This window comes from Halobaculum roseum (genome assembly GCF_019880245.1).
Lineage (GTDB): Archaea > Halobacteriota > Halobacteria > Halobacteriales > Haloferacaceae > Halobaculum > Halobaculum roseum.
In genome coordinates, this window is record NZ_CP082286.1 from 2,603,132 (window position 1) to 2,615,528 (window position 12,397).

At 69.0% G+C, this 12,397-nt stretch carries 11 protein-coding genes; 3 read left to right on the top strand and 8 right to left on the bottom strand.

Annotated elements, in window-relative coordinates:
• The first annotated feature begins 222 nt into the window (after positions 1-222).
• Positions 223-1,155, top strand: coding sequence for a branched-chain amino acid transaminase (locus K6T36_RS13275; RefSeq protein ID WP_222921694.1), 933 nt, complete (start codon positions 223-225; stop codon positions 1,153-1,155).
• Positions 1,156-1,329: 174 nt separating this feature from the next.
• Here the strand turns inward: K6T36_RS13275 and K6T36_RS13280 are convergent, their stop codons facing one another.
• From K6T36_RS13280 to K6T36_RS13305, 6 genes are all read right to left on the bottom strand, one after another.
• Positions 1,330-2,340, bottom strand: a complete 1,011-nt coding sequence (locus tag K6T36_RS13280) for a plastocyanin/azurin family copper-binding protein (protein ID WP_222921695.1) — start codon at positions 2,338-2,340, stop codon at positions 1,330-1,332.
• A gap of 247 nt (positions 2,341-2,587) precedes the next feature.
• Positions 2,588-3,661: a methylmalonyl Co-A mutase-associated GTPase MeaB gene (gene meaB, locus K6T36_RS13285; RefSeq protein ID WP_222921696.1), complete on the bottom strand. Its 1,074-nt coding sequence runs from the start codon at positions 3,659-3,661 to the stop codon at positions 2,588-2,590.
• Positions 3,661-4,086 carry a cobalamin B12-binding domain-containing protein gene (locus K6T36_RS13290; protein ID WP_222921697.1) on the bottom strand — a complete coding sequence of 142 codons (426 nt, stop codon included), beginning with the start codon at positions 4,084-4,086 and terminating at the stop codon, positions 3,661-3,663. Before K6T36_RS13290 ends, meaB begins: the two co-directional genes overlap by 1 nt.
• Before the next feature lie 107 nt (positions 4,087-4,193).
• Entirely contained in the window at positions 4,194-5,375 is a 1,182-nt protein-coding gene (locus K6T36_RS13295) for a GAF domain-containing protein (protein ID WP_222921698.1), read from the bottom strand.
• A 32-nt stretch (positions 5,376-5,407) separates the two neighbouring features.
• Complete coding sequence (locus tag K6T36_RS13300; RefSeq protein ID WP_222920972.1) at positions 5,408-6,043, bottom strand: IS6 family transposase; 636 nt, start codon at positions 6,041-6,043, stop codon at positions 5,408-5,410.
• A 135-nt stretch (positions 6,044-6,178) separates the two neighbouring features.
• Positions 6,179-8,068, bottom strand: a complete 1,890-nt coding sequence (locus K6T36_RS13305; RefSeq protein ID WP_222921699.1) for a S9 family peptidase — start codon at positions 8,066-8,068, stop codon at positions 6,179-6,181.
• A gap of 143 nt (positions 8,069-8,211) precedes the next feature.
• Here K6T36_RS13305 and K6T36_RS13310 point away from each other — a divergent pair, with 143 nt between their 5' ends.
• Both K6T36_RS13310 and K6T36_RS13315 read left to right on the top strand, forming a co-directional pair.
• Positions 8,212-9,273, top strand: a complete 1,062-nt coding sequence (locus K6T36_RS13310) for a glycosyltransferase family 4 protein (protein WP_222921700.1) — start codon at positions 8,212-8,214, stop codon at positions 9,271-9,273.
• A 396-nt stretch (positions 9,274-9,669) separates the two neighbouring features.
• Complete coding sequence (locus K6T36_RS13315; protein WP_222921701.1) at positions 9,670-10,236, top strand: plastocyanin/azurin family copper-binding protein; 567 nt, start codon at positions 9,670-9,672, stop codon at positions 10,234-10,236.
• Positions 10,237-10,350: 114 nt separating this feature from the next.
• On the opposite strand, the gene K6T36_RS13320 is transcribed toward K6T36_RS13315, so the two are convergent.
• Complete coding sequence (locus K6T36_RS13320; protein WP_222921702.1) at positions 10,351-11,415, bottom strand: AbrB/MazE/SpoVT family DNA-binding domain-containing protein; 1,065 nt, start codon at positions 11,413-11,415, stop codon at positions 10,351-10,353.
• A 55-nt stretch (positions 11,416-11,470) separates the two neighbouring features.
• Positions 11,471-12,397, bottom strand: coding sequence for a phosphate ABC transporter ATP-binding protein PstB (gene pstB / locus K6T36_RS13325; RefSeq protein ID WP_222921703.1), 927 nt, complete (start codon positions 12,395-12,397; stop codon positions 11,471-11,473).

The following is a 12,397-nucleotide window of genomic DNA, read 5'->3' on the forward strand; positions in this document are numbered from 1 at the left end:
TCGTAATTCACTGAGGTAATTAAACTGCACGTCTTTATTATTCATGGTCGTAAATGGGGGTCGTTGCCGGCGAAATCGAGGCGGTGACAGAAGGGTGACCGAGCGCGTCGCGGCTGTGACGGAACCGTGACGGCGCGGCGACGACGCGGACGGGGGGACGGGCGGGGGTGGACGCCCGGTGTTTCTGTGGTATTTATTGTCCGGCAAATCCTGCGACCGCGTATGGCTGGCTTCGCGGAGATGGACGTCGACACCATCTGGCAAAACGGCGAGTACGTCGATTGGGAGGACGCGACCACGCACGTCCTCACACACGGACTGCACTACGGCACGGGCGTCTTCGAGGGCGTGCGCGCGTACGACACCGAGAAGGGGACGGCGGTGTTCCGCTGGGAGGAGCACCTCGACCGCTTCTTCGAGTCGACGAAGCCGTACGACATGGAGATCCCCTACTCCCGGGAGGAGCTGACCGAGGCGACGATGGAGGTCATCCGCCGCAACGACCTCGAATCGGCGTACGTCCGCCCCATCGCCTACTACGGCTACCACTCGCTCGGCGTCTCGCCGGGCGACTGTCCCACCGACGTGGCGATCGCGGCGTGGCCGTGGGGCGCGTACCTCGGAGACGACGCGCTGGAGAACGGCATCAAGGCGATGGTGTCCTCCTGGCGCAAGCACTCCTCCTCGCAGATCCCGACGAACGCGAAGACGACGGGGCTGTACGTCAACTCCCTGCTCGCGGGCGAGGAGGCCCGCCGCAACGGCTACAAGGAGGCGATCGTCCTCAACAAGGAGGGCAACGTCGCGGAGGGCCCCGGCGAGAACATCTTCCTCGTGCGCGACGGCGAGATCTTCACGCCCGGGCTCTCGGAGTCGATCCTCGACGGCATCACCCGCAACACGGTGATCGAGCTGGCTCGCGAGCGCGGCTACACCGTCCACGACAACGTGAGCATCTCCCGCGGCGAGTTGAACACGGCCGACGAGCTGTTCTTCACCGGCTCGGCGGCGGAGGTCACCCCGATCCGGCAGGTCGACAACGTCGAGATCGGCAACGGCTCGCGCGGGCCGGTCACCGAGGAGCTGCAGACCGCGTTCTTCGACCTCGTGGAGCGTCGCACCGACGACCACGAGGAGTGGTTCACCTACGTCTGAGCCGCCGGCGCGCCGTCCGGTCGAACCGCGGCTCCTCGCGCGCGCCCGATCGGTTCGGATCCCGTCACCGGACTGAGCTACCGACCACGGCAGCCGCCCCGAGGAACTCGACCCCGACCACGACCTCGATCTCGCCTTCGATCTCGCCTTCGACGGCGACCGGCCGCCGGTCGCTTACCCGTCCGCCTCGGTCTCCGTCGAGGTCCCGGCGTCGTCCGCTGTCGTCGTTTCGGTTTCGTCTTCTGCCGCCGTTTCGGTCTCGGTTCCGGCCTCAGCTTCGGTCTCGGTTTCGCCCTCGGGTTCGGTTTCCGTCCCCGCCTCCGTCTCGGTCGGCGACGGCTCGCCGAGCGAGAGATCCGCCCAGGCGACGGTCCCCTGCTCGACGACGTTCGCCGGTTCGAGTTCCGGGGCCGTGAGGACCCGCCGATCGTTCGGGAAGAGCCCCTCGGGCCCGGGGACCGAGAACGCGTCGTCCGACACGTCGTCCTCCTCGGGGTCGATCACGACGATCCGGCCGACCATTCCGAGCCCCAGGTGCGGCAGGCAGAGGTAGTCGTACACCCCCGGCTCGGTGAACTCGTACACCCACGACTGCCCCGGCGTCAGGGGCGGGGAGGTGAACGGTTCGACTCCCTCCGGAACCCGCCGCGGTACCTCGAGGTCAGGTTCAGCGAGCTCCGTGAACGCGGTCACCGTGTGGAGACCGTTGACGTCGACGAACTGAACGAGGTCGCCCGGTTCGATCTGCAGCCCCACGGGGTCGAAGAGGAACTCCGCGGGGACCTCGAGGAACGACCCCGGTGAGTCCTCGTCGGGTTCGGACGGGAACTGCGGGTGGTCGCCCTCGCCCTCCTCGGTGGTCACGTCCACGACGTGCTCGACGGTCACGCCGTCGGTCTCGTCGGCCGCGAGCGGGTACCCGAAGGTGGGGTCCACGAGGTCGTCGAGCACCGCGTCGCTGCCGGCGGACTCTCCGTCGCCCCCGTCGTCGCCGTCGTCTCCCGATCCGTCCCCGTCCTCGCCGTCGTCCTGCTGGCCCGCGACCATGCCGGCCCCGCCCAGCGTCGCCGCCGCGGCGGCCGCCCCGCCGAACTTGATCACCCGTCTGCGCGACGCCTCCGGTATCCAGCCGTGTTCGTCCGTCGATCCGCCCCTCTCGTCGGTTTCGTCGCTTTGGTTCGACATGCGGACACACTGTCCACGCGACGCTACATTGCTACCTCCTCCGTACGGTCGAGTACGGTCACCCCTAGCCCTCCGTACGGTCGGGTACGGTCACCCTGCGAGAACGGAGCCGGAGGAACGGACAGCCTCGCAGTCGATCCGTTCGGTCGACGGGATCGCACGCCCGACGGGAGTAACGAGCCGTTTCGTCGACGGTCGGAACCGGTCGTCAGTTGGTCCGCGAGGGAATCGAGGTGGGTCCCGCCGATCAGTCGTCCTCGTCGCCGTCCCGCTCGCGGACACACTCGCGCACGGGCTCGACCAGCTCGTCGGCGACCGTGTACGGGTCCGTCTCCCTCGCCAGCACGCGGTCGGCGAGCGCCTCGATCCCGCCGCGGGATTCGATCACGTCCTCGAGCAGGCCGGCGGTGTCCGCCCGCACGAGCTGCCGGATCTCCTCGGCGTACCGGGTGCGCGCCCGCTCGTCGATCCGGCCCGTCTCGTGAAGCCAGTCGGCGTGGTCGCCGAGCGTGTCGATCAGCTCGTCGACGCCGGTTGCGTCGGTGGCGACCGTCTCGACGACCCGCGCGTCCCACGCCTCCTCGTCCTCTTCGTCGAGCGCCACCTCCGCCATCTCCTCCTCGTCGACGGGGCCGTGGTGGCCCGTGTCCAGCCCCGCGGCGGGGTTCTCGCGCATGTGGATCATCTCCTCCAGCTCGGCGACGGTGCGCTCGGCCCCGTCCATGTCGGCCTTGTTGACGACGAACACGTCGCCGATCTCGAGGATGCCCGCCTTCAGCATCTGCACGTCGTCGCCCGACCCCGGCTGGACGAGCACGCACACCGTGTCGGCGGTCTTCACGATGTCGACCTCGTTTTGCCCGGCGCCGACCGTCTCGATGATCACCTTGTCCTTGCCGAAGGCGTCGAGCGCCTTCACCGCGTCCGCGGTGGCCGTCGAGAGCCCGCCGAGGGTCCCCCTCGCGCTCATCGACCGGAAGAACACGTCCATGTCGCCGACGTTGGAGGCCATGCGGATGCGATCGCCCAGCACCGCCCCGCCGGTGTACGGCGAGGAGGGGTCGACAGCGATGACGCCCACCGTCTCGTCGCGGTCGCGATACGACTTCGCCAGCTTGTCGACCAGCGTCGACTTGCCGGCGCCGGGGCTGCCCGTGATCCCGATCACGTCCGCGGTCCCGGTGTGGGTGTGGAGCGCGGAGACGATGTCGCGGTACCCCGGCGAGCGGTTCTCGATCTTCGTGATGACGCGCGCGAGCGCCCGGTGTTTCCCGTCCAGCAGGTCGTCGACCAGCGACGACTCCGTCCCTGTGACCGTCATCACTCGCGGTCGTGGACGTTCTCGCGGACGAACTCGATCGTCTCCTCCATCGGCGTCCCCGGCCCGAAGACGGCGCCGACGCCCATCTCGAGGAGGTCCTCCCGGTCGTCGTCGGGGATGATGCCGCCGACGAGGATCAGGGTGTCCTCGAAGGCGTCGTACTCCTTCAGGCCGTCGACGATCTTCGGGACGAGCGTGTTGTGCGCCCCCGAGAGAATGGAGATGCCGAGGACGTCGACGTCCTCCTGGACGGCCGCCTGGACGATCTCGTCGGGCGCACGGTGGAGCCCGGAGTAGATGACCTCGAAGCCGGCGTCGCGGAACGCCCGCGAGATGACGTGTGCGCCCCGGTCGTGCCCGTCGAGGCCGACCTTCGCGATGAGACAGCGGATCTGGCGCCCCGTCTCTCGTTCTTGCGTACTCATGCGATCCGGTTGGACGCCGCCTGTGTTGACTTTAACGGACGTCCATGACGTGTCGCCTGCGGGGAGTCGTCCGGATCGGCGGTCGCCCGCCGGCCCCGCGTGGCGTACTACGGGAACTCCACGTCGGCGGCGTACAGCCCGAAGGCGGCGGTTTCGACCCCCGAAAGCGGGATCGGGACCGCGCCGACGATCAGGTCGGCCGGTCCGTCGGTCGTCTCGCGTGTGATGTCGCGGTGGACGACCTCGTCGGGACCGTCGAAGCCGAACAGTTCCCGTTCGGTCTCGGTCGGGAACCCCTCCGACACCGGGCTGCCGACGCCGTCGGCGCCGAACAGCGCCTCGTAGGCCGTGTTCACCTCCACCAGGACGGGCTCGTCGCCGTCGGTCGACTCCACGTACACGGCCGGCGATTTGATCCCGTCGAAGAAGTAGTGGAGGCGGTCGCGCTCGACGCGGAGGTCCGCCTCCCGCTGGAGTCGCGCGAGCGCCTCCGCCGCGTGGGAGGCGACGATCTCGAGGAACTCGGCGTCCTGCTGGTCGAACGCTCCCGTCCGATCGGTCGTCACCTGGAGAACGCCGTGGTCGCCGACGGGGGTACTCAGCACCGAGGCCACGTCGTCCGCGTCGCGGATCTTGTCGGGGTCGGCGTCGTACTCGTTGACGACCTGCGTCTCCTCCGTCCGGTACGTGCGTCCGATGACCCCCTCGTCGGTGTCGGCCTCGACGTCGTAATCGTTCGGGAGCGTATGGCCGTACGGGAAGAAGGTCCCGTCGTCGAGCATGGCGAGGACGACCTCCTCGTGGCCGAGGGCGTTCGTGACGGCCTCGACCACGGTGTCGCTCACCTCGCGGACGGTCTCACAGCCGGTCAGCTCGCGGGTGTAGGCGTTGAGCGCCGACAGCTTCGCGTTCGCCTCCGTGAGGGCGTTTCGCTCGCGTTCGCGCTCGATGCGTTCGGCGACGCGGCGCACGAGCAGGTCCGTGCCGCCGTCGGTCGCGATCACCTCGTCGACCGGGACCGACGGGACCTCGTCGCCGTAGACGATCAGTGGCACCTCCCCCGCCTCGGAGACGAGATTCTCCACGCAGGTCGACCGATCGGACACGACGACGACGCAATCGAGCGTCGGCCCGAGTTCGCGGAGGAACTCCGTGGCGACGGCGCCACGTTTGTGCAGGACGGTCGCGTTCAGGCCCGATTCGATCGCCTCCACGACGTCCGCGCCGAACTCGTTCGGCGTCTGATCCGACACCGCGACTAAGACGCGCGCGTCGTGTACGGTGGCCATCGATCGTCCCGTCGCTAATGAAGGGGTAGTGTTCAGATAAGCTGGTTCCATGCGAAGGCGAACGCTTGAAGCCAATTTTCGACGGTGTCTGCTTCGGCGTGGCTAAAACAGTTTGAGAACTGGTTAGTTCGTCGTTTTAGTTCTCTGAAGACACGTTCAACGGCATTCCGATTACCATGTTTTTCGTATCTGTAATCGAGGCCGTGTCGGTGAAGTGCCGCTTGCAGCCACGGTGCGGAATCGACGAGAAAGAGCGCGTCATCGACGAGATGTTTGTCGCGGAGTTCCGCAAGAAACATCTCGGTAATCGCTTGATTTCTCGTCGGAGAGAGCTTCACGTGCAACAAACGATTCGTGTCGGGATCGACGGCAGCGTACAGCCAGAACCGTTGGTCGTTGAGCTGGATCACGGTCTCGTCAACCGCGACGTGATCCGGATTGGCGCCATCGAGGGGCTGTAGATCGGCCTTCTGAACCCAGTTGTGAACGGTCGTTCGACAGCGGTCGACACCCAACCTATCGAGAATTGAAACGGTATCCGAAAGTGATAGTCCAGCCAAATGGAGTCGGATACCGAGCTTCATCGCCGGCTCGGGTGTCGCCTCTCGCTCCACAAAATCTAACTCGAAGCAATCGCTACCTCCGTCGAGGCGGGCGATTTCGAGCATTGATCACTCAAAAATCGTTCCGCCTCACTCTTCATCCTTATCTGAACACCGCCAATGAAGGATCCCAAAGAGATAACTCATTCGTCTACCCGGTCTCGCGCCGACCCGCCGCCGGCGGTCGTACGAGTGTGTGACTCACACGTGTTCGTTCAGGAACTCCACGATCGCGCGGTACGCCTCGATCCGGTTCTCCAGCTTCGAGAAACCGTGCCCCTCGTCCTCGAAGATCAGCTTCCGCGTGGGGACGTGCTCGCTGGCCTCCTCGACGATCTGTTCGGCCTCGCCGACGGGAACCCGCGGGTCGTTCGCGCCGTGGAGGACGAACAGGGGCGCCGCGATCTCGTCGACGTGATTGATCGGCGAGACGGACTCGAGGAACTCACGGTCGTCAGCCAGGCTGCCGTACTCGGCCTCGCGCAGCTCGCGGCGCCAGTCGCCGGTGTTCTCGAGGAACGTCACGAAGCTGGCGATGCCGACGATGTCGATCCCGGCGGCCCACAGGTCGGGGTACTCGGTCATCGCCGCGAGCACCATGAACCCGCCGTAGCTGCCGCCCATGGCGACGATCCGCTCGGGGTCGACGACGGGGTGATCGTGGAGCCACTCGACGGCCGCCTCGATGTCGGCGACCGAGTCCATCCGGTGTTCCACGTCGTCGAGGTGGCTGTACGCCTTCCCGTACCCCGAGGAGCCGCGGACGTTCGGCTCGAACACGGCGTAGCCGTTGTTGAGGAAGTACTGCTTGACGGCGTTGAACGACGGCCGGCGCTGGCTCTCGGGCCCGCCGTGGATGTCGACGATGACGGGCGTGTCGCCCTCGCCGGCGTCGTCCGGCGTCGAGAAGAACGCCGGGATGTCCCGGCCGTCGAAGGTCGGGTAGTGGACCAACTCGGGCTCGACGAACGTGTCCTCGGGGATGCCCGCGGTCGCGGCGTGGGTCCACCGCGTCGCCTCGCCCCGTTTCACGTCCACGACGTACGTATTCGTGTTGACGGTGCTGCCGGTGACGGTGACGGCCAACCGGTCGGCGTCGGGGCCGAAGGAGACGCCGCCGGCGACGCCCTTCGGGAGGTCCGGCTCGGCGAACGGGTCGACCCGGTCGGGCGCGGTGAGCTCCCCGACGGTGATCTCCGTGTAGCCGTCGACGTTGCGCGAGTAGGCGACGCGGCCGGTGTCCTCGTCGACCGCGACGCCGTCGACGTTCCAGCCGTCGCCGTCCTCGACGACGAACAGGTCCCCGAGGGTCCCGCCGTCGGCGTCGCCGGCCCCGCCGGCTCCGCCGTCGCTCCCGTCCCCGCTGCCCCCTCGGTCGCCGCCGGCCTCGTTACCGAGCGCGATCCGCTCCAGCCGGAGGGTGTCGGAAGCGTGGTCGGTGCACACGTACACGCCGTCGCCGTCTGGCGCCCACTCGGGGCTCTGGAACCGTGCCTCGGTCGCGTGCGGCGTCAGATGGGTGAGTTCGCCGGTCTCCACGTCGAGCACGTGGAGGTCGTGGTCGAAGCTCGCGTGGGCCTCGTGGACGAGCACGCGCGTGTCGTCGGGCGACCACCCGGCGACCGATAGCCAGCCGTCGCCCTCGTACACCAACTCGGCCTCGTCGCCGGTCTCGTCGCGCCCCTGCACGTACACGTCGAAGACGGACTCGTCGCGGCGGTTCGAGGCGAACGCGAACCGCTCGCCGTCGTGGGACCAGCCGCCCCAGCGGTGTTTCGCCTCTGGCATCCCCGTCAGCTCGGTGACGACGCCGGAATCGGGGTCGAGCCGGTACAGCTGCATCCGCTCGTCGCCGCCCTCGTCCATCCCGAAGGCGAGCTCGCGGCGCTCGGGCGACCAGTCCACGAACGTGACGCGCTCCTCGTAGAACGTGTGTTGCTGGGGCCAGGCGGCCGGCTCGTCGAGGCTCCACACCTGCGGCGTGCCGGTGGTGTCCATCAGGAACGCGAGGGTGCCGTCGGGGGCGAACGCGGCGCCGTGGGCCGAGCGCACGTTGAGGTAGCGCTCGATGTCGTAGGTCGGGTCGCTCATGGCGTAGTAGTCCCCGCCGCGCATCGAAAACGTTCGGGTCGGCGAACAGGTTCGATCGCGCCGGCAGGGCGCCGCCGGCGGCCGCCCGACCCCGGGGGAGTATCGCCTCCCTTTTTATTCTCCCACCGGTACCGGATCGCACAATGCGCGTCGCGGTGGTCTCGATGGACACGGTGGCGACGCGGGACGCGCCCGCGGTCCGCCGGACGCGGCGCGTCGCCGCCGGGCTCGCCGCCGCCGGACACGACGTCCACTGGCTGTGTGCACAGTGGTGGGGCGGCGAGATCGAGCACTTCGAGCAGGACGGCATCGAGTACCACGCGGTGACCGAGCGCCCCTCGTCCGGGCGGTTCCGGTCGAAGCTCCCGTTCGTCCTCCGCCGCGTCGACCCGGACGTCGTCCACGCCGTTTCGGTGCCGCCGGGGCACGCGACGACCGCCAAGACGACCGCCGCGATGCTTCGGGTCCCGGTCGTCCTCGACTGGTGGGAACGCGATCCCGACCGCGGTTCCGGCCGACAGTACCGGAAGGCCGCGACGCGCGCCGACCGGGTGATCGCGCCCTCCGAGACGGTCCGCACCGCCGTGCGCGAGCACGGCGCCAGCGACGTGAACGCCCGGGTGATCCCCGAGAGCATCGACATGGACCTGGTGCGGTCGGCCGACGCGGACGACCGCTTCGACATGGTGTGGGGGCGCGACCTCGACGGCGACGCCAACGTCGGGGAGTTCCTCCTGGCGCTGGCGGAGCTTCGCGACCGCGACTGGACGGCGGCGATCGTCGGCGACGGGCCCGCCCGCGACGACGCCGAGCGCATGGCCGCCGACCTCCGGATCGACGACCGCGTCCGGTTCCTCGGCGACCTCGACGAGGCGGCGTTCGTCCCGGTGTTGAAGGGGTCGCACGTGTTCGCCCAGACGGCGACGTACGAGCCGTTCGCGACCGGGTTGCTGTGGGCGCTGGCGTGCGGCTGCGTCGGCATCGTCGAGTATCAGGCGGGCTCGTCCGCCCACGAGCTCGTCGAGGGGCTCGACCGCGGCCGACTGGTCACCTCCCCGCAGGAGTTGGCCGACGAGATCGTCGCCTGCGGCTCGCTGCCGGAGTGGGAGACCAACGACGGGTTCGCCGGCTTCGACCACGACGAGGTGCGCTCCGAGTGGGTCGAGTGCTACGAGGACGCGATCGAGGGGCACGGCTGGCTCTGAACCGCTTTTCTGACGAGGGGTTTCCTCGGCCGCCTCCGGCGGCCTGCGGGAACCCCTCGTTGAAAACCCGTTCATGACAAAAGGGCCGCTCGCTCGCCAGCCTGCCGGCTGGCTCGCTCGCGGTACAACTGCTAGTGACTTCCGCACCGCCACCGCGTCCGCACAGCTTCCGCGACCGCACCGCCACCGCGTCCGCACAGCTTCCGCGACCGCACCGCCACCGCGTCCGCACAGCTTCCGCGACCGCACCGCCACCGCGTCCGCACAGCTTCCGCGACCGCACCGCCACCGCGTCCGCACAGCTTCCGCGACCGCACCGCCGCCGCGTCGCCTCCCCGCCGTCCCGCCACGGATTCGATCGACGGATATACGTTCGGGAGACGCCAAGCCGCGTGCATGGAAGACGACACGCTCAGCCGCCGGAGCTTCATCCGGGGGGCGGCGGGCGCGACCGCCGCAGCCGGCGCGGTCGCCGCGGGATCGGGGACCGCCGCCGCGCAGGCGACCGCGGACGGCGAGGGGACCGTCGAGGTCGGCGCCGGCAGCGACGGACTCCTGTTCACGCCCGGAACCGAGGAGACGTTCTACGTGACGCCCGGGACCACGGTGACGTTCGAATGGGTCTCCGGCGGCCACAACATCGCCGTCAACAGCCAACCCGATGGAGCCGGCTGGGAGGGCCACACTCCGATCGAGGACGAGGGCTTCTCGACGGAGTTCACCTTCGAGACCGTCGGCGTCTACGAGTACGTCTGCGAGCCCCACGCCTCCGTCGGTATGGAGGGAACCATCGAGGTCGTCGAACAGCTCCCGACCCCGACGCCGACGGCCGCCGGCCCGCCGGAGGTCCCCGACTCCGCCAAGAGCCTCGGCATCGCCTCCTTCATCGCGATGGTGTCGACGCTCGGCCTCGCGTTCTTCTTCACCAAGTACGGCGGCGACTACGAACCGCCCGAGGAGTAACCGAAGGGACCCGCCGTCGGATTCGGCCGACGGTTCCACATCGTTTCGACCGCCGTTTTCGATCCCGCTATCGCCGACGAGTGACCGGTGCCCGTGATGCGAAACCTGGAGGCGTCAGTCGTCGTCGCCGGCGGTGACGCCGACTCCGTCGCCGACGCGCGACCCGTCGTCCGCGGCGGTGTCGGCTCGTCGGACGGCCGCCCGGAGTCCGGCCTCGGCGATCGCCGCGCCGTGGTCGGCGGTCCGGCCGACGGCGTCGACGGCCGCGGTCAGCCGGGGGTCCGCCCCGTCCGACTCGAACAGCCGGCGGTCGAGCGCGCCCGTCGCCTCGCGGAGGTCGTCGCGCGCGACCAGCGCCCCGCGGGCGGACGCGATCCCCCGCTCGTCGACGACGACGTCAACCGCCGCCTCGACGACGTCGCGCGCGTCGCGAGCGCACTCGCGGAGGTCGGCCCCGACGCGCTCGTCGACACAGTCGTCGAGCCGACGCGCGGTCTCGGCCAGCTCAGTCGCGCGGCGGGCGACGCGTTCGAGCTCCCGGCTCGTCGTCCACAGATCGAACAGCTCCGGCCGGGTGAGCCCGAGCGCGTCCACCTCGTCGAGCCGCGAGAGGCTGCGACGGAAGTGTCGGTCGACCAGCGCGTGGAGGCGGCGCGCCTGGTCGCCGCGGTCGACGACGGCGTCGTGGCTTCCCCCGTCGAGCACGGCCGCCGTCGCGTCGCGGTGCGTCGACAGCGCGACGAACGACAGGTGGCGCACCGACTGTCGGATCGAAACCTCCGACGGATCCAGCGGCGTGGCCGCGGTGATCTCCGAGTCGGTTCCGTCGGCGACGGTCGTCCCCGTAAGCCCTCTGGCGGTGCGTTCGATCTCGCGGCGCGTCTCGACGGAGAACCCGTCCTCCGCCTCGATCGTCGCCCGGTCGACGCCCGCGGCGTACGCCGCTCGGAGGAGCCGCCCAGCGTGGGTCGGGTCCGCGCCGTCGACCGGCAGGTCGACACGGCCGCCGCCGGACTGATCGTCCGCCGCCGCGTCCGTCTCCACGACGAGCACGCCGTCGAGGTGGGCGTGCAGCGAGACCTCGTCGCCGGGCTCGACCCCCTGCGACTCCGCCCACCCCTTCGGCAGGGAGACGCTGTAGGTGCCGCCGCCGACGAGCTGGATCTTGCGTCTCGTCATCCGTCCGGGCGGAGGGTGTCGGTCGGCGCGGTCGAGCGTGTCGAGCCCACGGCGATCACCCGAACTTGCCGCTGATGTACTCCTCCACGCGCTGTGACTCGGGGTTCTCGAAGATCTTGTCGGTCGCGTCGTACTCGACGAGCTCGCCGCCGGTGAGGAAGACGGCGGTCTGGTCGGAGATGCGCGCCGCCTGCTGCATGTTGTGGGTGACGATGACGACCGTGTACTCCTCGCTCAGGTCGTCGATGAGGTCCTCGATCTTGGCGGTCGCGATCGGGTCCAGCGCCGAGGCGGGCTCGTCCATCAGGATGACCTCCGGGTCGACGGAGAGACAGCGGGCGATGCAGAGTCGTTGTTGTTGGCCGCCGGAGAGCCCGAGCGCGTTGTCGTCGAGGCGGTCGTTCACCTCGTCCCACAGCGCGGCGTCTCGTAGGCACCGTTCGACGAGTTCCTCGCGCTCGTCCTCGTCGGATCGGCCGAGCAGGCGAGCGAGCAGGCCCGTCTCGAGGTCGCCGTGCTTGCGGGGGCCGTAGGAGATGTTGTCGCGGATCGACTTCGGGAACGGGTTCGGCGACTGAAACACCATGCCGACGCGCTTGCGCAACTCGACGAGGTTCACGCCCTCCTGGTAGATCTCCTCGCCGTCGAGCCGCACCGAGCCGTCGATCCGGGCGGAGCTCACCCTGTCGTTCATCCGGTTGAGACACCGAAGGAACGTCGACTTGCCGCAGCCCGAGGGGCCGATCAGCGCGGTGACGCTCCGCTCGGGGATGTCGATCGAGACGTCCTTCAGCGCGTGGTCGTCGCAGTAGTGCACGTTCAGGTTCTCGACCGACAGCTTCGCCCGCCCGGCGAACTCGTGATCGCGCCACTCCTCGCGGACGCGCTCGTCGCTCTCGCCGGTCGTCGTCGTGGTCGTCGCCGTCGCCTCGGCCGATTCGCCGATCTCGCCCGCCTGTCGTGTCTGTGTTGTGTCACTCAT